We start from the raw sequence: 24,080 nt of genomic DNA on the forward strand, positions 1-24,080 counted from the left end.
CTGTCAACTGTCAACTGTCAACTGTCAACTGTCAACTGTCAACTGTCAACTGTCAACTGTCAACTGTCAACTGACTTCGGCAAATCTGTCTCTGGGAAGATGGCAGGGTTCCGACAAATGTGGTTTTCTATAGAAAAAACACATAATTAGTTTTAACAATGTTGTTTCATCGGCCCAAAAAGAAATAGTGCGATCGCGCCATCGCTACAGGTCAACAAAAATGAGTCGGTTTCAGGTCTTGCCCTTACCCATTAAATCTTCTTACAGCATTGCTACATTTAGCGCAGGCACGGTCTTACTGCTGACAACTCTGTTACTGTTTGCACTCAAGGCAACTCCGGCAATCTTACTTTTTGCCGCTGCAATGGTTAGCGCTTGGTATGCTGGCTTAAAGTCTGCAGAACAAGAACTAGAAATAGAACGCAAGATTATTTCAAAAGTAATTGACACGACGGCTTGCTTGATTGTAGTTCTCGACAGCGAAGGACGGATTGTCCGCTTCAACCAAGCTTGCGAAAAAATCACAGGCTACTCGACAGCAGAAGTTGTGGATAAATATGTTTGGGATCTGTTCTTGCTTCCCGAAGAAATAGAGCGAGTCAAAACAGTTTTTACTAAACTAAACGCGGAACATTTTTACAGCGAATATCAAAACTATTGGCGCACTAAAAAGGGCTTTAACCGGTTCATTTCTTGGTCTAATACAGTGATCCTCGATGGCGAGGGTTTGGTAGAATATGTGATAGCAAGTGGCATCGATATTACGGAGCGCAAATCAGCAGAAATAGCCCTAGCTTCATCCTACGCCCAGCTAGAAAACAGGGTCAAACAGCGCACAGCCGAACTGACAGTAGCTAAAGAAGCGCTGCAAGCTCAAGAAGAACGATTTCGCTGTTTGAGTTCCTGTTCGCCGGTGGGGATTTTTATGGCAGATTTCGAGGGGCGCTACACCTATGCAAACCCGCGCACTCAGGCTATTTGCGGCTTGAGTTTGGCAGAACTTTTAGGAGAAGGTTGGGAGAATTGCATTCACCCGGAAGACCGATCGCGCGTATTGAGCCGGTGGCTGGATTATACTCGGGAAGCTGGGGAATATGCGATCGAATATCGCCTGCAAACAGCAGACGGGATTGTCCGCTGGATTAACGTTGGTTGTGCGCCGATGTTCTCCGACTCCGGGGAACTCATCGGACACGTTGGTACGGTGCGAGATGTCACCGAAAGACAACAAGCGCAAGCAGCTTTGGAAAGCAGCGAACAGCAACTGAGAACGCTGCTAGAAAATACGCCAGATGTGATTATCCGCACCGACAAAGAACTGCGTTATCTTTATGTCAATCAAGCCGTTGCCAGAAGTCAAGGAAAACCAGTTTCATTCTTCCTCGGCAAAACCAGTCAAGAGATAGGAATGCCGCCGGAACTGTGCCAAAGGTGGGATGAAACCCTGCGCAAAGTGTTAGCAACAGGCAGAGAAGAAATCATCGAATTTCAGGCCTATTCAACCAACGGTATCAGAAGTTATCAATCTCGCGTTGTTCCAGAATTAGACAAAGACGGCGTACCAGAATCGGCTTTAGTTGTCGCCCGCGATATCACAGAACTCAAACTTGCAGAAACTCAAAGATTGCAGTTGACAATCGAGCAAGCAGCCCGGGAAAAAGCCGAAATAGAACAGCAGCGATCGGCATTTTTAGCAGAAGTCAGCAAAATGCTGGCTGCTGCGTTTGACGGGGAAACGGTGCTGCAAAATGTCGCAGAATTAGCAGTAAATTCGATCGCTGACGGGTGCTGCATTCATTTGACCGAAACCGACTCAACAGTGCGTCGAGTCGCTGTAGCTCACGCAGAACCCTCTACGGTTGATACTCTTAATAAGTTGAGAATCCAAACTCCAATCGCCGACAATACTGTTAATGGCTATCCGCTGGTAATTAGCACCGGAACATCCGAACTAATTGCCGAAGTGGATGAGGAGATTTTAGCAGCAGCCGAAAATGCAGCAGAAATTGAAATGTTGCGTGAAGCGAAGCTATCCCGTAGGGAATCGCTCAATATCGGATCTCACGCTTGCGTACCGCTGAAGGCGCGCGGGCGGGTAATGGGTGCGATCACTTGCTTTACCTCAAAGTTTGGCCGCCGCTACACTGCAGAAGACATGGCAATGCTAGAAGATTTAGCATACCGCGTGGCGATCGCCCTAGACAACGCCAGACTTTATGCAGAAGCGCAGCAAGCACTATCACAAACATCGCAATCCTTCGCCTTAATAGACTCGCTGTTAGAAGCATCTCCCCTAGCGATTTGCTTTCTCGATCGCGACCTGCGCTTCATCCGCGTCAATCAAGTATTAGCAGAACTCAACGGTTTACCGGCCCAACAGCATCTCGGTCAAGACTACCGCCAATTGTTGCCAGAATCCGCCGCCAAATTTGCACCGATAATTCAGCAAGTTCTAGAAACTGGCGAGCCTGTTTTAAACGTAGAAGTCAGCGGCGAACATCCTGGAAAACCGGGAGCTTTCGGCTACTGGCTCGCCAACTACTACGCCGTGAAAAATGAAAGGGGAGAAATCATCGGAGCCGGCATAATTATCGCAGATGTTACCGCAGCAAAACAAACAGAATTAGCTTTGCGGGAAAGCGAAATACGCTTCCGCAGCGTGGTAGAATCTAACATGATTGGCATAGGTTTCTGGGATGTCAGCGGCGAAGTTACGGACGCTAACGACGCCTTGCTGGAAATGATTGGATATACGAGGGAAGACTTAGTTTCGGGACAGATCCGCTGGCTCGAACTTACGGCGCCGGAATATCTAGAACTCGATCGTATCGCCCTCGCGCAAGTCGAAGCAGAAGGAAGTTGCGCGCCTTTTGAAAAAGAATATCTCCGCAAAGACGGCACGCGGTTCCCAGTTTTAGTAGGCGGCGGAAACTTCCAAGGATGCAAAGACAAAGGAGCATTCTTCGTACTCGATATCACCGCTCGCAAACAAGCCCAAAATCAGCTCCGAGAAAACGAAATTCGCATCCGCCGCCAACTAGCAGAACTCGACTTAGTTTACAACACCACACCAGTCGGGCTGTGCTTTCTCGATACCAATTTGCGCTACATCCGCATTAACAAATGCCTCGCTCAGATCAACGGCCGCACGATCGCCGATCACATCGGGCGCACCCTCAGAGAAGCGATACCGGAACTTGCCGATATGGTAGAGCCAATTTACCGCCAAGTGCTGGCGACGCAAACCCCCGTGCTCGACTTGGAAATTAAAGCCGAAACCCGCCAACAGCCGGGAGTTTTGCGGGATTGGCAAGTCAGCTTTTACCCCGTGTGCGATGAATCGGGAACGCTGTTGGGAGTCAGCAGCGCGATCGCCGAAATTACCGATCGCAAGCAAGCAAAACGGGTAATGCAGCAAAGCGAAGCTTTATTCCGGCGGCTGTTCGAGTCAAATATTTTCGGAGTCGCGATCGGCGATTTTACCGGCCGCATCGCCTTCGCCAACGACTCCCTGCTCAACATGGTCGGCTACACGCGCTCAGACTTGCTCTCGGGTCAAATGCGGTGGGACAGGATGACCCCCCCCGAATACCTGCACCTCGACGCCAAGGCGGCCGGGGAACTGCGGGCGTCGGGAGTCGCAACTCCTTTCAAGAAAGAGTACATCCGCAAAGATGGCAGCCGCGTCCCACTTCTGATGGGCGGGACGACTTTGTGCCCGGACGATCGCGAACCAGAAACGATCGTCGCTTTCTACATCGACTTGACCGAGATCGCGCGGGTGGAAGCAGAACTCAAAAACAATCAACAACGCCTGCAAATCGCTCAGCAAGCAGGCAAAATCGGAACTTTTGAATGGAACGTCCAAACCGGCTTCCTCGCGTGTACGCCGGAATTAGAGGCTTTGTACGGGCTGCCGGCCGGCGGTTTGGAGAGCAGCTATCAGAAATTGCTGGCAATGGTGCATCCAGACGATCGCGCTTTCACCGAACAGCAGGTGCAGGCCGCAGCGGCGTCGGGGGAGCAATTAAACATTGAGTACCGCATCTGCCGCCCGGACAGCAGCGTGGGCTGGATTGCTTGCAGGGCTAAGGTGTTTCAGGACGAGCTCGGTTTGCCTCTGCGGACGATCGGCGTGAACGTCGATATCAGCGATCGCAAACAAGCAGAGGAAGCGCGATCGCAAATCAATCAAACTTTGGAAGCCTTGATCCAGGCTTGTCCCCTAGCAATTACCGTTTTTAGCGCTGACGACGGCATTGTGAAAATGTGGAACCCAGCGGCCGAGAGGATTTTTGGCTGGTCAGAATCAGAGGCGGTAGGTCAATTTGTGCCCAGCGTTCCCGCAGAGAAGCGCCAGGAATTCACCGCGAAGTTGAAAGGAATTCGCGCCGGACACGCGATCGCCGGAGTGGAAACCCAGCGCCAAAGGAAAGACGGCAGTTCGATCGAGATCGGTTTGTGGGCAACTCCAGTCCGCGACGGTAAGGGCAACATCAATTGTATGTCGATCGTCGCCGACATCAGCGATCGCAAGCAAGTTGAGGCAGAACTCGCTCAGTTGCTCGATCGCGAACAAGCCGCGCGCGCGCAAGCAGAAGCCATCAACCGCCAAAAAGACGAGTTTCTAGCCACTCTTTCTCACGAACTCCGCACTCCTTTAAACGCGATTCTGGGCTGGGCGCAGATGCTGCGCGGCCGCCCGTACACGCAAGATTCTTTAGCTTCGGGTTTGGAGGCGATCGAGCGTCAGTCTAGGGTGCAGGCGCAGCTAGTCGAAGATTTGCTCGACGTTTCCCGGATTATTCAAGGCAAACTGGTTCTGAAACCCGGCTGGTTCGTCATGAGAAAGACGATCGAAGTTGCTCTGAATTCAGTTTGTTTCGCCGCCCAGGCTAAGTCTGTCACCGTTTCCTCGGAAATTGACCCCGCAGTCAATTTGATGTGGGGCGACGCCCAGAGGTTGCAGCAGGTAGTGTCGAATTTGCTGACTAACGCCGTGAAGTTTACGCCTTCTGGGGGAACTGTGGAAGTGCGCTTGGAAGCGGTAGCTGTGGCTAATTCCCCATCACCTAATTGCGTGCAAATTACTGTTAGCGATACCGGCAAGGGCATTTCTGCTGAGTTTCTGCCCTACGTGTTCGATCGCTTCCGACAAGCAGACGGCTCGATTACTCGGGCTGACAGCGGTTTGGGACTGGGATTGGCGATCGTCCGGCACTTGGTGGAACTCCACGGCGGCACTGTACGCGCCGAAAGTCCGGGTAAAGACAAGGGTGCGACATTTACGGTAATGCTGCCGCTCAAACAGCGCCGGAGTCAGCAGCCGCAGTTGAGAGAGGAAAGGCAATTAGCTGCCGTGAGTCCGGGTGTTTTGGCGGGTTTAAAAGTGTTGGTAGTTGACGACGAACCCGACAACCGCGAGTTTTTGCTGGTGGCGCTGGAACAGTTGGGGGCGAAGGCGATGGCTGCTGCTTCAGCACAAGAGGCGATCGAGATTTTGCAGCAGTCGCCGCCGGATATTTTAGTCAGCGATATCGGGATGCCAATTGAGGATGGCTATTCGCTGATCCGCAAAGTGCGATCGTCCGAATCTGACAAAATTAAGCGCTTGCCGGCTGTGGCGCTGACAGCTTATGCTAGCGAACAAGACCGAGAACGGGCGATCGCCGCAGGTTACGACGAACATTTAACAAAGCCGATCGATCCTGCTCTATTGGCCTCCGTTTTAGCTCAGTTAAATGTGCCTGAGTAGGGCGATCGAGCGCAAAGCGTGTCAACATAAGTTCAAACGTAGCATGAGTCTACTCTTTGACAATTAGGGCCAGATCTCCCTGACACCCCCCTTCAACCAGGGGGGGACAAGAATCCGATCGAAGTCAACCCCTACTCCCCTGCGCGATCGGGGGATTTAGGGGGATCGGGACTCGGCTATAAACGAGAGATACAAAGGCAAAATTTTCGTAGAAACCGGGTTTCTAGCCATGAGTGCGCAAGCCCTCAAACTTTCCGAATTGTTGAAGGGGCAATGGAGATACTCTGATGAACCGACCTAATTTTCAAACTATGAGCAAACAGGAATTGCGAGCTTACGTACTTGCTCACCGAGAAGATAATGAAGCTTTTTATGCTTTTGTCGATCGACTGCATGAATCTGTAGCCGCAACAGAGGCAACAGTTGTTAAATGGTTGCACTTCCAGCACCCAAATCAAACTATCAATAAAATCCCCGAAATATCCTCTAGCTTGACTTTGACAGATTCAGAGGGAAATCCAACAGAAATTAAAATTCAAATAATGGGTAGTTCTCTGCCAACCCATAAGCCATTTATAGAGCTTTTAATTAACGATACGATTGCCGATACACAGAAAAAAGTTAGAAAAATTATAACAATTTTTGTGAGTAGAAATGAATCAAATGCCAAACAGCTAGAAACAGAACTGAGAGAAGCAAATTTTGACAGCAGGGCCCAATCTTCCCTCGTAGTTGGCTATATAGAAGCCGGAAAATTTCAGAGCCTACCGGGCGCGCCAATTGCCGGGGTAAAGGCAGATTACAGCAGTTAAAATTCGATCGCCCGCCCAATTCCCTCAAGCCCATGCCCATTAATCCCCTCAACAGCCCAGCCGCCCAACTTCTCAGCAAACTTCCCCTGCGAACAGTTGTCATTGTTCCCTTTGTGTTGCTAACGGTAAGCGCCGTCGGCCTAGTGGGTTATCTTTCTTTCAAAAGCGGCCGGGAATCCGTCGAGGATCTAGCACAGCAGTTAATGCAGCAAGTAGCAGAGCGAATTGGCGATCGGCTCACCGATAATTCCGGGCTGTCAATCAATAACTTTCTGGCTCGCCTCCACTTCTCTGAGTCGGGACAGACCTTTATTATGGAGCGATCGGGCAATTTGGTTGCCGCATCCACCCTCAAAACACCTTTTGTCAAGCCAGGAAAACAGCCACCGACGCCACTGCGACGCAGCAACACCAAAGACATCCAAACCCGAGAGATTGCTCGGCAACTCGCCAACCGCTTTCGCAACTTGGGCCCGCTGCAAACAGCCCAGCAATTGACCCTGAAGAGTAACGGCTCTCCCCAGTTTGTCCGCGTCACTCCCTATCGAAATGCCCGCGGCTGGGATTGGTTGATTGTGGTGGTGGTGCCAGAGTCTGATTTCATGGGTCACATTCAAGCGAATACCCGCAATACATTGGGGTTGTGCGGCGGTACTTTGGTGTTGGCGATCGCCAGTGCGATCGGATTGTTGACGAACCGTTGGCTAACCAAGCCAATTTTGCGCTTGAATACCGCCGCCAAAAATGTGGCCAAAGGCGAATGGGATAAACCTTTAGAAATTAGACGCTGCGATGAAATCGGAGAACTCGCCAATTCCTTCAATCTCATGGCAGCGCAACTGCAACAGGCTTTTGCAGAACAAAAATCTTTAACAGAAGCTTTAGCGCAGAGCGAGAGCCAACTCAAGCAATTTTTAGAAGCCATACCAGCGGGGGTATCTATCCACGATGCCTCGGGTAAAGTGGCGTACTTCAACCAAACTGGCAAGCGTTTGCTCGGCGTAGAAAATATCCCCGACGCGACTTTAGAAGAAATTCCAGAAGTTTATCAAATTTACCGCCAAAACCAGCCGTATCCAACAGAAGAACTGCCCGCCTTCCGAGCGCTGCGGGGCGAAACTGTGTTTGTTGACGATTTAGAACTGCATCGAGATGGGGAAATTATTCGTGTTGAGGTGCGCGCCACACCAATTTTCGACGCAGGCGGAAACATTATTTATGCCATCCATGCTTTTACTGACATCTCAGACCGCAAACAATATGAAAAAATCTTAACTGACTACAATCGCACTTTAGAAACCGAAGTAGCCGAACGTACCTGCGCCTTAGCTCGTGCTAACGAACTATTACAGTATGAAATTGCCGACCGCCAATTGATCGAACAAAAACTTTCCACTTCTACCGAGCAAGTTCTGAAAATATTCGAGTCGATCGCAGATATCATATTGATTTTCGAGCCGCTAGAAAAAACCATCCAAATTATACCCAGTAAGGGGATTTTTCACTACAACGATCGCACGAATCAGATCGACTCTATCATCGCTCAATTTTTTCAGGACGAAAGCAATGAGATTTATTTCGCTCAAGTACGAATGGCATTGGAAACCAAACAAACTATTAGTTTTGACTACAGTATGCAGATTAACAACCAAGAAGTTTGGTTTGCTGCTAAAATTTCGCCGCTCTCCGATCGCTCTGCGGTTTGGGTAGCGCGGGACATTAGCGATCGCCAGTTGGCAGAATTCCGACTGCTCGAAGCCCAAAAAATTGCCCGGATTGGCAGTTGGGAATACGATATAGCCCAAGCAACAAGCACTTGGAGTGAAGAACTCTATCGCATTTGCGAGGTCGATCCCACTCAAAAACCCTTAGCAACCCCAGAATTAGTCGAGCGTTTTCATCCCGAAGATCGATCGCGCTATCTCACAATGCTTCACGATCGATCGATCCACAAAAAAAGCTTTGAACTCGATCTGCGGCTGATCCGCAGAGATGGCTCCCTCACTTACCTGGAAGTCAGAGGGAAACCGGTTTTTGATGAAAAAGGGCAGTTGCTCCGTTGGTTCGGCACAGTCTTAGATATTAGCGACCGCCAACTTGCCGAGGCAGCTTTGCGAGAAAGCGCGCAGCGGGAACAAGCGATCGCGCGATCGATCGATCGCATCCGTCACTCCTTAGATATTGAAACAATCTTCGCAACCACAACCTCTGAGCTGCGACAAACCCTAAAGTGCGATCGAGTCGCTATCTATCGCTTTAATCCTGATTGGAGCGGCGAATTTGTTGCCGAGTCAATGGCGTCCGGCTGGATATCTCTGATGCAAAAAGAATGGGACGATCTTAATTTGCCCAAAAATCTCGTAGAAGGCTCTCGCTGTACTGCCAAAACCCTGCAAGCCTACAGAGAACCAGTGCACGATACCTATCTACAAGAAAATCAAGGCGGTAGGTACGATCGAGGGGTTTCTTACCGAATTGTTGAAGACATATACACCGCTGGGTTTAGTCCTTGTTACGTGGAACTGTTAGAGCAATTTCAAGCCCGAGCCTACATTATTTGCCCCATATTCTGCGGCAATAAACTTTGGGGTTTGCTCGCCAGCTATCAAAATTCTGCGCCCCGCACTTGGCGCGAAGCAGAAATCAATATTGCGCTGCAAATTAGCACTCAACTCGGAGTCGCCTTACAACAAGCTCAATTGCTCGAAGCCACTCAACAGCAAACTGTACAGCTCCAACAAGCCGCCTGGGCCGCAGAAGCTGCCAACCTCGCCAAAAGCACTTTTTTGGCCAACATGAGCCACGAGCTCCGCACCCCTCTCAACGCAATTCTGGGATTCTCCCAATTGATGCAGCGCTCTGCGGATCTCAATCCCGAACAACAGGAAAATATCCGCATCATCAACCGCAGCGGAGAGCACTTGTTAACTCTGATCGATCAAATATTAGATTTAGCCAAAATAGAGGCTGGACGCATAACCCTCTACCCAACAAACTTTAAATTAAGCAGCCTGCTGAGCGAGGTGGAAGAGATGTTCCAACTCCAGGCGCGGGAGCGACAATTGCAGTTAATATTTAGCTGCTCTAGCGATATTCCCCAATACGTGCGTACCGATCAAGTTAAGTTGCGCCAAGTTTTAATCAATCTGCTTTCTAATGCCATTAAGTTTACGGAAGAGGGAGGCATTGCGCTAAGAGTAACTTCGGTGATTGAGAATGAAAATCAGCAATTACCAATCAATTACAAATTACATTTTGAAATAGAAGATACAGGCTGCGGCATGGCTCCCGATGAGTTAGATCGGCTTTTTCAAGCCTTTGTGCAAACCAAATCTGGGGAAAAATCGCAGCAGGGAACCGGTTTGGGGCTAGCCATCAGCCAACACTTTATTAAGCTGATGGGCGGTATGATTACTGTGTGCAGTGCAGTAGGACGCGGCACCACCTTCGCGTTTGATATCCCCGTCAGCGCCGTTGATGCGGCGGACATTCAACCGGTACAGCCGCCTCGTCGGCCGATCGCCCTAGAACCCAACCAGTCGCGCTATCGTATACTGATTGTGGACGATCGATCGGACAACCGCCAACTGCTGCTCAAAATCCTCGCAGCCTTTGACTTTGAGCTCGAAGAAGCCAGCAACGGCCAAGAAGCTATTGAAATGTGGACGAGTTTTGAGCCGCACTTAATTTTTATGGATATGTGGATGCCCGGGATGGATGGAGGTGAAGCGACTAAACAGATTAAAGCCACCGTTAAAGGCCAAGCTACCGCCATTATTGCCGTGAGTGCCGCTAACGCCCAAGAAGCGCGAACCGTTACTGCATCAGACGATTGCGATGACTTTATCCACAAACCATTCCGAGAAGCAGAAATCTTTGCCACGCTACACAAACATCTCGGAGTGCGTTACATTTACGATGAACCCGAGAGTGTCTCCGAGTCAACTCAAATCGAGGTTGCGACTCCAGAGACTCTTGCAGCTTTACCTGCGGATTGGCTGGCCGCTTTAGAAAAAGCCACAATTGAGTGCGATTTAGAGTTAATTCTCAGTCAAATTGAGCAAATTCGCGATCGCGATCGTTCTTTAGCTAGCGCTCTGGCCGCATTAGCTAACGAGTTTCAGTTCAATGAAATACTAGCTCTCATCCGTCCCGAAACCAAATAAAAATAATATTAGATCGGGTTCGAGCGTTCGGAATGCAAGTCCTCATCAAACGAGAGAGGACTTGCATTCCGAACGCTCGAACCTACAAAGGTTATACCATTTTAGATTTTAGATTTTAGATTTTAGAATTGGGGATGACTGACTGCATAAGGATTTGGAGCTTCTAAGCCAGTTGCATTGTTGTTTGAAAGTGGTATTATTTTACCAGAAACAATTGGTTTAAAGCCTCTCCCTTTTAGGGATAAATTAAAAGAAGACTATTCATTACTCCAATCCTTTTCCTTTCAGGTAGAGGTCGCTATCAACTGTCAACTGTCAACTGTCAACTGTCAACTGTCAACTGAAGAAATGAGATATGAATTACGAAGCAACTCCCATCTTAAAAGGGAATATTTTAATTGTTGATGATATTCCGAATAATTTGCACCTTCTAGCTAAAATACTCTCGAAGCAAGGCTACAAAACACGCACCGCACCCGACGGGCAACTAGCTCTAAGATCGATCGAATTAACTCCTCCTGACTTGATTTTGCTGGACATCATGATGCCCGATATGGACGGTTACAAAGTCTGCCTAGCATTGAAAGCTTCTCCGACAACCAAGGACATTCCCGTTATTTTTATCAGTGCTTTGAATGAAGTGTTCGATAAAGTCAAAGCCTTTGAAGTTGGCGGTATAGATTATATCACAAAACCCTTTCAGGAACAAGAAGTTTTGGCCCGCGTCTCAAATCAACTGATGCAGCGCCAGTTGTTCCAACAAACACAATCCTACGCCCAGCAACTAGAACAAACTTTAACTGAACTCAAGAAGACTCAAGCTCAGTTAATACAGAAGGAAAAAATGGCTTCTTTAGGTCAACTAGCGGCAGGAATTGCTCACGAAATTAACAATCCCGTCAACTTTATCTACGGCAATATTGGTATGGCGGCCGACTATGCGCGAGATTTGGTTCGCCTCGTCAAATTGTACCGACATTACTACCCGCACCCCGTGGCAGAAATTGTCGGCGAATTAAACAAAATTCAACCCGACTTCATCGCAGAGGATTATCCAAAACTGCTGCATTCGATGAAAGATGGTGCTTCTCGGATTAGCGAGATTGTACTGTCTTTTCGCAACTTCTCCCGCCTGGGCGAAGAAAAGTACAAGCCAGTGGATATTCATGAAGGCATTGACAATACTTTAGTTATTTTGCAACACAGGCTCAAGGGAGCAAACAATGTCGGTGATATTGAGGTGATAAAACACTACAGTCAACTGCCAAAAGTCACCTGTTACGCCAGTCAGTTAAATCAGGTGTTCATGAGCCTGCTAATCAATGCTATTGATGCGCTGGAATCTCAACCGTCTCCCCGAAAAATTACCATCAGCACTTCGGTAAGTTCTGATTCAGAACCTGGGCTGCACAATCCAAATTCAAAATCCGCAACTCAAAACTCTCAATCCGTTATGATTGTAATTACCGATAACGGTTGTGGGATGAGCGACGAGGTGCGCCACCGGATATTTGACCCATTTTTTACCACGAAGCCTGTGGGCCGCGGTACTGGATTGGGGTTGGCCATCTGTCACGATATTGTTGTGGAAAAACATCGAGGTCAAATTAGTTGTATTTCTGCTCCTGGCCGGGGGACAGAGTTTATTTTGCAGATTCCGATATCTGTTAAATGTTAGGTGTTAAAATGTTAATAAACGCACATGATATATCAGTTTTAAATCGGATGAAATACCGCGCCGGAAACGGCACTGCTGTCTCCGGCGCGGGGATTATGGACACGGCATTGCCGATTGGTGTCAACAAGCAGCTCAAACGTATTCACAGACTGCTGTTTACCGTCGAGGCCAGATCCCCCCTAGCCCCCCTTAAGAAGGCTTGTCATTACCAACATATTTTAAAGTGGAACTGAGGTGTATTAGAGTCAGAGTATGAAATTGAGTAATTTCACAGACCTCCAGACTTGGGCTGTTGAACAGTGGGGAGATGCCGAGTTGGGGGATAGTCGTCGTACAGACAGAGCGATAGTCGTAGGAGCCGCACTCGCAGCTAACCCAGCAGCAAGTCTACCAAATATCATGGAAGGCTGGAATGAAGTCAGAGCAGCCTACAGATTGTTTGCAGAAGCCGAAGTTACTCACAGCGAGTTGATTAAACCACATACGACCGCAACCAAAGTCAGAGCTAAAAACAGCTCGCAGAAGGTTGTCCTATTTATCCAGGACACATCAGAACTAGATTACACAAAAAAAGCACGAAACATAGAAGGGTTAGGACATATCGGCGACGGTAGAGGGCGAGGGATGATGCTGCATAATTGCTTGGCAGTAGTGCCAGTGCCGGGAAACCCGGAGATACTGGGACTGGCAGGACAAATACCTTGGGTACGCACGAACCCGCCCCAAAATCTCGAAATTGAAAACATTTCACAGAAATTACTCAGAACCGCTCGCGAAGGTGAAATTTGGTCCGAGATGATCGAATCAATCGGTGAAGCACCAGCCGTTAATTCAATGTGGGTAAGTGTTGGAGACCGAGGCCGCGATATCTTTTCATATATCCGACGTACTACGGCATTGCATTGGCACTGTTTATTGCGGGTCACTCAAAATCGTGTAATTACCAAACCAGACGCAACAAAAGGACATCTCAAAGCATTTTCTCGTAGCTTGGAACCAATGGCACTCAAAACGATTGTCCTACGTGGTCGCAATGGCGAACCCAAGCGTGAGGTGGATTTACAGGTTGCTTGGTCACCGTTAATAATTCAACCGCCCGCGACGGGTAATGAAAGAAAACAGCAGCCAATTCAGGGTTGGTGTATACGAGCTTGGTCAGTAGATGGTGATTTGGAATGGATTTTGTTTACAACAGTACCTGTAACAGAGCCCAACTCTGCCTTAATCCAACTCGACTGGTATGCTTGTCGCTGGTTGATTGAAGAATATCATAAGTGCCTGAAAACTGGTTGTGCGATCGAAAAACGTCAATTAAATTCTGCCAATGCCTTAGTCACATTACTTGGGTTTTTTGCGGTCGTCGCCGTGCGATTATTACAGCTACGCCAAATTAGTCGCACTCATCCCCAATTGCCGGCTCAACACTTTGTACCCCCGATGATGCTAAATATTTTAGTCGCTCGCCTTGGTTTGTTGTCAAAAAATTTAAGTATGGGTGAGTTTTGGAAATATGTTGCCCGTTTGGGAGGTTTTCTGGGACGTAAAAATGATGGGCTTCCTGGTTGGCAAACCCTATGGCGAGGATTTAGTCGATTGATGGATATGTGCTGGGCTGCTGATTTTACAACCCAGTCGTTTGAAAAATGTTGGTAATGACAAGCCTTAAGAAGGGGGGGACAAGAGGCACTCAAAGTCGACCCCTACTCCCCTTCTTAAGGGGGATTTAGGGGGATCGGGCCTCGGATGTGAACGAGAAATAGAAAAGACTTTCGGGTTAAGTTAACACCTATGGGCAATGCCGTTTCCCTACGAAATCATGGACACGGCAATGCCGTTTCCGGCGCGGTTCGTAGTATTTATTTTAAATCCAGCAAGCCGCTAGTTTTCAGCTTGGGATTAAACCGGATTTCTTCAGTTACACCGCGAGCTTTGAGCAGCGATAAAATTTCATTTTCCACCCGCCGCGCTACATTTTTCAACAATTTATCTTTGGCAAGTTCATCGGCGACAATACCTTCATAATTTGCTACTTCTTGGGCAGTCATCACAGTTTTGGTATCGATGGGATCGTTCCACTTGGCGGCATCCGCACCGTTACCCTGCGGCTGCGAGCCGTTTTCGGCAATCCAACTCGATCGGATGCTTTCTAGTATAGTGCGGCTGGGCTTCTCGATAGTTTGGACTTTCAGCCAGTAACAATGTTCGGGTTGGCGTACCAAATGCTGTTTGAGGCTGAGGTAAGTATCGCGAGAATAGCCGACAAATTGCAGCACTTTCTCGCTGTCAAAAATCGCGTAAACGCCAATTTTTCCCTGGACAAATTCGGGCAATTTCCCCTCGGAGTCTATGTAGGGAAAGAATTCTAAGCTGGCGAGAGGTTGAATGTCTTCTGTCATCCGATTTTAGATTTTAGATTTTAGATTTTAGATTAAACCACAGATTAACTAGCCTTTAGCTAACTTTGGAAAAGGCGATAAACGGCACAGAGGCGGCTGGGTTTAAATATTTTAGCTTGGAACATGAAATTAGGCGGGACGTTAACGATCGCAAAATCGCTCGATTCGTGATACTTTTCAAATTCCGCAGGCATTCCCTTCGGCGTCTCGGTGCTGTAAGGGACTGGTTGAAAAAGTAACTCGGCAAACTCAATGCGCGAGCACTGCAATTGCAGGGCTACTTGTTGGAGAAAGCTTTCATTTGTTAATAAACCGAACAGTGCAGTTTTAGCATCCGGTTCGAGGACAAAACTGCTATCGTAGCTTTCAATAATCTTGAGACCCATTTTCTGTATACTCCTGACAGACGGCGGTTAACGGTTATCGGTTAACTTTTAGGCGATCGGCTTATCCTGAATTTTACCTGACACTGGCCGTTCTCTATGCCGAAGGCCTTGGGCATAGAGAAATATCGCAATCCCGAAATTTTGACAAATAGCCCTGATTTATTGGCCGGGGTCTTTTATCATGTCGGTATCGCAATCTATCAGACTACGACTAAAAGGCTATGCAGAAGATCGAAGACGCATCATTCCCAGCTTTGAGAATTTCCCCAAACCAGCCGGATTGGCTAGAAGTGGCAGAATATGCCTCTGTTGCCGGTTCAGCGATTGGCACGATTGCTGCGGGATTGTCGGGGCAATTTCTCTACGCTGCCGCCCCCCTAACCGCAGCACTGTCGCTGAATCTCGCCAATCGGCAGCGTTTCGAGCAACAAATGCAACAAAAGGCAAATTCTGCGATCGCGGAGGTACAGGCCTCGGCAGAAGCCCGATCGCAGCAAGTTCAGAGAGTACCTGGAGAACTTGCCCAACTCGACACCACCGTCTCCGACTTGCAGCAGAAACTCCGCATTTTGGAATCCGGCGCCATCGCCGACGTACAAGCTGCGGTAGCCTCCCTCGAACGCCAAGCCCAAGCGCTGCCTGCCGATTCTCAGGAACTCTACAGCATCCTGTCAGATTTGCAGCAAAAACTCCGGATTCTGGAAAATAGCGCCCTCAGAGAGAATGATTGGGAAAATGTCAACGTCCGATTTTTATTGATGGACGAAAAGTTAACTGAGGTTAAAACTATTACAGCTCAGTTGCAGGAGCGATCGAACGAAGTAGACTTGGATCGAATCCAAGGTTCTCTGAAGCAATTGCAGGATTTGCTCGATCGACCGACAATAGACGCAGCGACGCTGCAAACCGAGATTCAGCATTTGCAGGAGCAAGTTTCCGAGTTGCAGCGGCAAAATCAAGAAATTGTCAAGCCTTATTTGCAGCGCCTGACTCGCGCAGTGAAGAAACTATCAGAACATTAGTCTTTCCTAGGGTGCGCACTGCGCACCGAATCCGAGTCTTTCCTGGGGTGCGCACCAATTCCCCATTACAAATAACCAATGACCAATGACCAATGACCAATGACCAATGACCAATGACTAATGACTAAATTTTTGCCAAGCTTGCCAGAAAACATAAATTGATAAGATTGCTAAGAGCGATCGAAAAGCTAAACTAATAGTGCGATCGGGCAATCTCGGCAAAAACCTGGTGCTGATTTGCGCGCCCAACAAACCGCCGCCGCCCAGAATCAACCCCACAACCCACAAAACATTCCCGCGCGCAGCGTGTCCCGCCGTCGCCGAAATTGCTGTAATCACGATGACGCCCAAACTTGTTTGAATAGCGGTTTTAATGCTTTCCCCTAACAGCAAAATTTGCAGGGGAACCATAATAACGCCGCCGCCTACGCCGAACAAACCTGCTAATAAACCAGCCGCACTGCCCGTTGCAATTTTAGCAAAAGTTGGATTGAATAAAATACTTGAATTATTTGGTAATTGAGCATTTTCTCCTTGTCCCGATTGTCCTCCCAGTTCCCCTTGTTCTGCTAGGGCTTTCTTCGCAGTCAGGCGCTTGCGGACTTCAATCAAATAAATATTCAGCCACAGCAACAACCCAAAAGAAACTAACAGCAAATAAGGCGGAAATATCCCCGCCAAATAAGCACCGAGTTGTGCTGTGATGACGGCGGGAAATCCGATGCCTGCGACTTGACTCAAGCTGAGGTAGCCCATGCGCCAATTCTGGATGCTGCCAGAAATAGCTGTAATGACGATCGACAAACCGCTAGTAGCAACCGCTTGCACCGGGGCGTACTTGAGAGCCACCAACAAAGGCACGAGCACCGTACCGCCGCCGATACCTAAAAAACCAGCGAGAATTCCGGCAAAAAGTCCGGCCGCACCCAGAATCAATAATTCGCTTACAGTCATTAGTCCTTAGTCAGTAGTCATTAGTCAGCAGTCATTAGTCAGCAGTCATTAGTCATTAGTCCTTAGTCAACAGTTAACAGTCAACAGTTAACAGTTAACAGTTAACAGTTAACACTCAACACTCAACACTCAACACTCAACAGTCAAATGTTAAGACTCATTAGTTGTGCCGTCGGGCATAATTGCCCGCCTCAAATCTGCATCGCGGAAGTTAGTTCGATTGAGATTAGCGTCAATCAAAACCGCTTCCACCAAAACAGCCCCGCTCAAATTAGACCAGCACAGCTTTGCCCGGTATAAATTAGCACCGCTCAAGTTAGCACCGCGCAGAGTTGACCAACTCACATTGGCAACTCTCAAATTAGCATTGCTCAGATTAGCTTCGCTGAGATTAGCTCCAACCATCGTGACTTGGCGCAAGTCTGCACCAGTCAGGTTGGCCCCGCTCAGCATCGCCCCGCTGAGAATTGCCTGAGTCAGGTTAGCTCTTTCTAAAAGCGACTCGCTAAGGATGGCATTTGTCAGGTTTACGGCTTTGAGAGTTGACCAACTCAAATTTGCCTTCATCAAATTAGTGCGAATCATGCTAGCGTCCGTTAAGTTGGCCGCAAACAAATTCGCTTCGGTAAAATTGGCTTCTGTCAAATTAGCTTCCGTCAAATTTGCTTTGGTCATGTTGACTTCTCTGGCCATTGAGCCGCGCAGGTTGGCTCCCACCAGGTTAGCCCCGCTGAGATTGGCGCGGCTCAAATCGGTACCGATGAGATTTGCTTCGCTGAGATTTGCTTCTGTCAAGTCCACCCCAGCCAATTTCACCTCGCGCAAGTTCGCTCCCGTCAGGTTAGCGCCTTTGAGGTTTGCGTCTTGGAAATTCGCTCTGGTAAAGTTAGCCTCGCTGAGGTTTAGTCCTTTTAAGTCAGTCCCGGCGAGGTTAATCTCTCGAAAAATTCTTTCTCCGGCCGCATATTGCCTCAGAATTCGATCGGCCTCCATGTCATTCGCCTCGCAATTGTTTTCAAACGTTAGAGTGATGGGTGTTACCACATCATCCCAGATAACCACGGTATTCACCCTGCACGCTGTAGTATCTGTAGAATCTTTGCACTGCTTTCCTGGCAATGCTGTGCTGCTGCCTCATAAAAGGCCTGACAAATATCAACGCTTCTGAGAAAATCAACAATAGGGTAAAACTCTCGGCGCTCGGCACTGAGTCAGTCGATTTTAGATTTTAGATTTTAGATTTGCTCCACAGATTCATCACCGGAGCCGGAACTTTGGTCTAAAATTATGGGCTCACCACGACGATTATCGGAAACTTGTATCCGTTTTTGGGCGAGCTGGCAGTTGACAACTGACAACTGTCAACTGTCAACTGTCAACTGTCAACTGTCAACAGACAAAGGAATTTTTAAAATGCCTGAAAATTTGAGAAGCCAAGCTGTGACTGGGGGCGTGCAGCGCTCGCCCAACCGAGCAATGCTGCGCGCCGTCGGTTTTGGCGACGGCGATTTCACTAAACCCATTGTGGGGATTGCCAACGGGTACAGCACGATTACGCCCTGCAATATGGGATTGAACGACCTCGCTTTGCGGGCTGTTGCGGGTGCAAAGGAAGCCGGGGCAATGCCACAGATGTTCGGTACGATTACTATCAGCGACGGGATCTCGATGGGAACTGAAGGGATGAAATATTCTCTGGTGTCGAGAGATGTGATTGCTGATTCCATCGAAACTGTTTGCAACGGCCAAAGTATGGACGGGTTGGTGGCTGTCGGCGGTTGCGATAAAAATATGCCGGGAGCGATGATTGCGATCGCCCGCATGAACATTCCTGCTATTTTTGTTTACGGTGGCACGATCAAACCCGGACACCACAACGGACGAGATTTAACCGTTGTCAGCGTTTTTGAAGCAGTCGGTCAATTCAGCGCTGGCAAAATTGACGAAACAGAACTCAACGCAGTGGAACAAAAAGCTTGTCCCGGTGCGGGTGCCTGCGGCGGAATGTACACAGCAAATACGATGTCGAGCGCTTTTGAAGCGATGGGCATGAGTTTGCCCTATTCTTCGACAATGGCTGCTGAGGATGCCGAAAAAGCTGACAGCGCTGCCGAATCTGCAAAAGTTGTGGTGGAAGCAATCCGCAAACAGTTGTTACCGAGCCAGATTTTGACACGCAAAGCCTTTGAAAATGCGATCGCCGTAATTATGGCTATAGGCGGTTCAACCAATGCTGTGCTGCATTTATTGGCCATTTCCAATGCGATCGGCGTTGAGTTGTCCCTCGACGATTTTGAAACAATTAGAGCCAAAGTCCCCGTCCTGTGCGACCTCAAACCCAGCGGCAAATACGTAGCAACCGACTTGCACAAAGCCGGCGGCATTCCTCTAGTAATGAAAATGCTGCTAGAACAGGGTTTGCTGCACCCAGACGCCATGACAATTACCGGCCAAACAATTGCTGAAGTGTTGGCAGATATTCCCGCCGAACCGCGCGCCGATCAAGATGTCATCCGCCCTTGGAATAACCCGCTTTACGCCCAAGGACATTTAGCAATTCTCAGGGGAAATCTAGCAACAGAAGGAGCCGTCGCTAAAATTACAGGGGTTAAAAAACCGCAAATCACCGGCCCGGCGCGGGTATTTGAATCGGAAGAAAATTGTTTGGCTGCAATTTTGGCCGGCAAAATTCAAGCCGGAGACGTAATTGTCATCCGCTACGAAGGGCCAAAAGGCGGGCCGGGAATGCGCGAAATGTTAGCACCAACTTCGGCAATTATTGGCGCAGGTTTGGGCGATTCTGTCGGGTTAATTACCGACGGCCGCTTTTCCGGCGGAACCTACGGCATGGTTGTCGGTCACGTGGCACCAGAGGCGCAAGTTGGCGGCACAATTGCTCTGGTAAATGAGGGCGATTCGATTACGATTGATGCTAACAATCGGTTGTTGCAGCTCAATGTTGCTGATGCAGAATTAGAGCAGCGCCGATCTCTGTGGCAGCCTCCTAAACCTCGCTATACTAAGGGCGTTTTGGCTAAATACGCTAAGTTAGTCTCTTCTAGCAGTGTCGGTGCTGTGACTGATTTGGGCTTGGGTTGAAGAAAGAAGACTGTTTTTAACCGCAGATAAACGCAGATGAACCCAGATTAAATACTATCTGCGTTCATCTGTGTTCATCCGCGGATATCTGCGGTTAAAAAAATTCGAGCGCCCCAAAGCTGACACACCGGAAAAATTGCTAAAATAACGGATATACAATACCGATGCACCGCTATGACTGAATCTAGCAATATCCCCAATCGTGTGGAGCGCCTAGAAAATGACGCGATCGATATTAAAGTAGCTGTTAGTGCTTTAATTTCCACAACAGAAGTACACCAGCGGAATATTGAAACTATGAACCGCAATATTGAAATTCATCAGCGTAATATTGATGCGATGCTTCAACTGATGACTCAAAGCCTTCAGCGGATGGAGGTAATGGAATTAGATATCCGGGGCCTCCAAACTGAAAATCGACGCATTCTGGATATATTACAGCACCGCAACACTGACGGTGCGTGAAGTTTGGCAATACCAAAACTTATCCACCAATTGGTTAAACAACTCGGTTTCTGCGCCCCTATGCGTAAATCCTAACTTTGCTAATCAGCCCTGTCCGAAAACTCTCACTGCTTCAGCCAAGTCTGTCTCGCCCATCCAAATGCAGCGTTTCAACAAATCGATATTCAGCGTTTCCAATCCTGACAACTCGCTCTGAATTACTTCTTGATAACCATCTGGCCGCAGGTGATACACCCGCAGCGTGCCATCTTCCCAAAACCACACCTCCGGGACGCCCAAAGCTCGATATTTTGAGAGTTTGTTCAGTCCGCCGCTGGTATAAACTATCTCGATCGACAAATCGGGGATTGATTTAGCTGTTTTCAAGCAAAACGATTTGTCTGCTTGGGTTGAAACTTCTCCGGTTTTCTCCTGTGTCATCGAACCAGAAGGGTAAAATCTGATGCCCTGTGTTAGCAGAAAAGTTGTCACCAGGTAGCCTATAATTTCAGAAAAGTTTTCGTGTTGGAATCCCGGCATCACAATCTCTATCGCCCCAGCAAAAAAAGATAGTTTAACTCCGGGTGAATCTTCCGAAGCTTTCTGGATTAACTTAAACTGATCCCAATTGCCGCAGAGCACTACTCGCTGGTCGATTGTTTCGCGATCGAGAATTTGTGTCATAGTCATAGATGCAGACGGCGGTTGAAACCGCACGCCAAACAAACGATGTCCGCTTTCGGGCCGACAAAGAGAGGATAACGTAATTTAACCGCCTTGTCTTTAACCCGCTTGGAGTGCGTGAGTGTTTGTTTAGAGGCGGTTTCAACCGCGCCCGTCTTCTACTCCAAAATCTAAGGGAATTAGCGCTGATTCAAAAAGCGGCTAGCCATCGACATGGCGTCAGTAATATCTACGTCGCCGTCTCCATCTCCATCTAAAAACGCATTCAAAACGGGATTTGAACCCTGGGCTGGATTTTGAGCGTTGCTGCCGGTTTTTAGCAAATTCAGCACCAAGGGCAGCAAAACAGGTATCATCGCTTGCACAGTCCCGCTGTCCAAACCGGTTCTTTGGGCGATCGCCTCAACTACTTGTCCGAGTTGGCCGCCCCCGAACAAACTCTGTACTGCTTGCGGATTGGGATTTGTGCCGCTAAATTGGTTGACAACTTGTTGAGCTTGTGCGTCTCCAGATTGATCTCGCACGTTTTGCAAAGCCGATCGCACGTATCCGCCCAAAACCGACATTGCTAGCTGAGTCGTGCCCGCATCGACGCCCTGGTTGCCGCTCAACTGCTCTACCGCACCCAGAATGTTGCCCAACTGATTGGGACTTGCTTGTTGGTTGGGATTGTCGATCGCGCTTAAAATTTGGTCAAAGAGTCCCATAATTTTCGCTCCTAGCTGTAATTGCTCCACTCTAGATTAACCCATCACCCATTACCAATTGCCAATTCCCCATTACCCATTACCAATTACCTTTTTCCCCATTACCAACTCCCATAATATATTCTAATGTTCGATCGGCAGGGCGATCGCAAATTCCGTCCCCGTCCCCACCTCCGACCAACAGTTAATCGTCCCGCCGTGTTTCTTAACAATAATTTCGCGGCCGATTGCCAATCCCAAACCAGTACCTACACCTCTCGGTTTAGTCGTAAAGAATGTTTCAAACATTTTTTCTTGACTTGCCGCAGGTATTCCCGTACCGTTATCAGAAATTCGCACTACCACTGAGTCATCGTCCAAGTATTCTGTAGCGATCGCAATCCTCGGCGAAAAACTCGGTGCTTCCTGTTTCACCGACTCCGAACCTGATTGTTTTCTCGCCTCCTGGGAGCTGGCTTTCTCAATTTTTGCTTTCTCTTCCACAGCATCGAGTGCATTGTTCAGAACGTTGACAAACACCTGGTAAAGCAAACCCATGTAGCCTTCAACAGTCGGAATATCCCCGTAATTGCGCACCACTTCAACGCCCTGTTTGAGCCGGCTGTTGAGAATCAGCAAACTGCTGTCTATGCAGGCGTGCAAATCTACCGGATGAGGTGCCGCAGCGTCGATGCGAGAAAAATCTTTCAAACTTAAGATAATAGCTTTGGCTCTTTCAGCACCCACTTGCATCGAGTCAAATATTTTTATCAAATCTTCTTTGAGAAAATCCAGGTCTATTTCTTCGGCTTTTTCTTTCACAGCCGAAGGCGGATTGGGGATTTGTGTTTCGTAAGTTTTGAGCAAATCTAAAACATCTTCCACGTAATTTTTCGCCGGGTCGATATTGGCATAGATAAAATTGATTGGGTTGTTAACTTCGTGAGCAACACCTGCCAACATCCGCCCCAAAGTTGCCATTTTCTCATTTTGAAGTATCTGACTTTCTTGTTCGGATTTCAATTCTTGTAGCAAGTGATTTACTTTCTGAATAAGTTGGTTCAGCGAATCTGCTAATACTCCCACTTCATCGGTGCTGGTAACTGGTACTTGCAACTGAAAATTAGATTCTTGGGTCACTCGCTGAGCGATTTTAGTTACAGCGGCCAGGGGTTTGGCGATCGCCCTACTGGTGAAGCCCGCCAGCAGTGCTGCAACTACGATCGACAGTGCCATGCTACCAAAAATTATTTGCACTCGCAGCGTCTGGGCTCGCAGCAGGGCTGAGCGCGCTGCATCTTCTTGCAATGCGGCGCGATCGATAATTTCTGCTAAATCATTGACCGCCCTATCTAGTTGCAAGCGTATTTTATCTCGGTCTAAATTGGACAGCAACTGGCGTTTAAGACTGTTTTTTGCGCGGTTGGCTGGCCAATTACTGATTTTATCATTAACTATTTCTAGCTGCTGAATGTAATTAGACAGCAGCGAATAGTAATTTTTTATGAAATCTTGTAAACCTTCTACATCTTCCAGGTATGTCTGAGTTTTAACTTCAGATAGCGACTGTTTCAAACTGTAGGTATTGTTTTGTAGCTGTTGGTATTTGCTGTCAAATATTTCGGGCCTATCGAGCCAGTAAATCAGCCGCTGTTGGCTGTTTTGCGTCCGCAGTAAAGCCACCTGCAACTTATTTAAAAGCTGACTTTCTCGACCGATGTGTACTTGATTGTTAGTTCTGCGATAGTAATGATTCCCCGCCAGCATCCCGACAGTCGTTCCCCCAATTGCAACACAAAGAGCCAGTGCGTAGCCGCCGCAGATTTTGTCGCTAATACTGAGGTTGCCGAAGTAACGGGCTATTTGAGCGAAATAGTTGGGCTGTGGTGGCTGACTCTCTTCGATGTTATCCTCGCAAGAGGTAGGGAGTTCTTGTGAAGGCTGGTTCAGATGTTTGAGCTGCATAGATGCGAACCTGTGAATAATTCACGCACTGAC

The 24,080-nt window shown here is 48.3% G+C and carries 16 protein-coding genes; 9 read left to right on the plus strand and 7 right to left on the minus strand.

The genetic code is table 11. The annotated features are described in order from the left end of the window. Nucleotides 1–220: 220 nt before the first annotated feature. The 6 genes from QUB63_RS33510 (at nt 221) to QUB63_RS33535 (ending at nt 14,064) form a co-directional block, all read left to right on the plus strand. Entirely contained in the window at nt 221–5,755 is a 5,535-nt protein-coding gene (locus QUB63_RS33510) for a PAS domain S-box protein (RefSeq protein WP_332949705.1), read from the plus strand. 287 nt (nt 5,756–6,042) lie between these two features. Then, the gene (locus QUB63_RS33515; protein ID WP_332949706.1) at nt 6,043–6,567 is read left to right on the plus strand and encodes a DUF6887 family protein; all 525 of its coding nucleotides are present in this window, start codon (nt 6,043–6,045) and stop codon (nt 6,565–6,567) included. Between the two features lie 32 nt (nt 6,568–6,599). After that, nucleotides 6,600–10,733 carry an ATP-binding protein gene (locus tag QUB63_RS33520; RefSeq protein ID WP_332949707.1) on the plus strand — a complete coding sequence of 1,378 codons (4,134 nt, stop codon included), beginning with the start codon at nt 6,600–6,602 and terminating at the stop codon, nt 10,731–10,733. A gap of 355 nt (nt 10,734–11,088) precedes the next feature. Beyond that, entirely contained in the window at nt 11,089–12,411 is a 1,323-nt protein-coding gene (locus tag QUB63_RS33525) for a hybrid sensor histidine kinase/response regulator (protein WP_332949708.1), read from the plus strand. Between the two features lie 8 nt (nt 12,412–12,419). After that, a complete protein-coding gene (locus QUB63_RS33530; RefSeq protein ID WP_332949709.1) occupies nt 12,420–12,644 on the plus strand; it encodes a hypothetical protein in 225 nt (74 codons plus the stop codon). A gap of 19 nt (nt 12,645–12,663) precedes the next feature. Continuing rightward, a complete protein-coding gene (locus QUB63_RS33535) occupies nt 12,664–14,064 on the plus strand; it encodes an IS4 family transposase (RefSeq protein ID WP_332949710.1) in 1,401 nt (466 codons plus the stop codon). Nucleotides 14,065–14,267: 203 nt separating this feature from the next. On the opposite strand, the gene QUB63_RS33540 is transcribed toward QUB63_RS33535, so the two are convergent. Together QUB63_RS33540 and QUB63_RS33545 are read right to left on the minus strand one after the other, a co-directional pair. Next, entirely contained in the window at nt 14,268–14,807 is a 540-nt protein-coding gene (locus QUB63_RS33540) for a GIY-YIG nuclease family protein (protein ID WP_332949711.1), read from the minus strand. Nucleotides 14,808–14,866: 59 nt separating this feature from the next. Further along, nucleotides 14,867–15,193 (minus strand): hypothetical protein, encoded by a 327-nt coding sequence (locus tag QUB63_RS33545; RefSeq protein WP_332949712.1) that lies wholly within the window; start codon nt 15,191–15,193, stop codon nt 14,867–14,869. 221 nt (nt 15,194–15,414) lie between these two features. On the opposite strand from QUB63_RS33545, the gene QUB63_RS33550 reads away from it, so the two are divergent. Then, on the plus strand, nt 15,415–16,215 hold the full coding sequence (locus QUB63_RS33550) for a hypothetical protein (RefSeq protein WP_332949713.1): 801 nt from the start codon (nt 15,415–15,417) through the stop codon (nt 16,213–16,215). Nucleotides 16,216–16,332: 117 nt separating this feature from the next. Here the strand turns inward: QUB63_RS33550 and QUB63_RS33555 are convergent, their stop codons facing one another. After that, complete coding sequence (locus QUB63_RS33555; protein WP_332949714.1) at nt 16,333–17,169, minus strand: sulfite exporter TauE/SafE family protein; 837 nt, start codon at nt 17,167–17,169, stop codon at nt 16,333–16,335. A 150-nt stretch (nt 17,170–17,319) separates the two neighbouring features. After that, a complete protein-coding gene (locus tag QUB63_RS33560) occupies nt 17,320–18,162 on the minus strand; it encodes a pentapeptide repeat-containing protein (RefSeq protein ID WP_332949733.1) in 843 nt (280 codons plus the stop codon). A 420-nt stretch (nt 18,163–18,582) separates the two neighbouring features. On the opposite strand from QUB63_RS33560, the gene ilvD reads away from it, so the two are divergent. Next, the gene (gene ilvD / locus QUB63_RS33565) at nt 18,583–20,268 is read left to right on the plus strand and encodes a dihydroxy-acid dehydratase (RefSeq protein WP_332949715.1); all 1,686 of its coding nucleotides are present in this window, start codon (nt 18,583–18,585) and stop codon (nt 20,266–20,268) included. 174 nt (nt 20,269–20,442) lie between these two features. Further along, nucleotides 20,443–20,733, plus strand: coding sequence for a hypothetical protein (locus QUB63_RS33570; RefSeq protein WP_332949716.1), 291 nt, complete (start codon nt 20,443–20,445; stop codon nt 20,731–20,733). Nucleotides 20,734–20,817: 84 nt separating this feature from the next. On the opposite strand, the gene QUB63_RS33575 is transcribed toward QUB63_RS33570, so the two are convergent. The 3 genes from QUB63_RS33575 to QUB63_RS33585 all read right to left on the minus strand — a co-directional run bounded on the left by QUB63_RS33575 (nt 20,818) and on the right by QUB63_RS33585 (nt 24,047). Beyond that, entirely contained in the window at nt 20,818–21,402 is a 585-nt protein-coding gene (locus QUB63_RS33575; protein WP_442921888.1) for a Uma2 family endonuclease, read from the minus strand. A gap of 173 nt (nt 21,403–21,575) precedes the next feature. Beyond that, nucleotides 21,576–22,103 carry a DUF937 domain-containing protein gene (locus QUB63_RS33580; protein ID WP_332949717.1) on the minus strand — a complete coding sequence of 176 codons (528 nt, stop codon included), beginning with the start codon at nt 22,101–22,103 and terminating at the stop codon, nt 21,576–21,578. A gap of 123 nt (nt 22,104–22,226) precedes the next feature. After that, nucleotides 22,227–24,047 (minus strand): sensor histidine kinase, encoded by a 1,821-nt coding sequence (locus QUB63_RS33585; protein WP_332949718.1) that lies wholly within the window; start codon nt 24,045–24,047, stop codon nt 22,227–22,229. Nucleotides 24,048–24,080 lie beyond the last annotated feature (33 nt).

It is taken from the genome of Microcoleus sp. ARI1-B5, from assembly GCF_036705795.1.
Lineage (GTDB): Bacteria > Cyanobacteriota > Cyanobacteriia > Cyanobacteriales > Microcoleaceae > Microcoleus.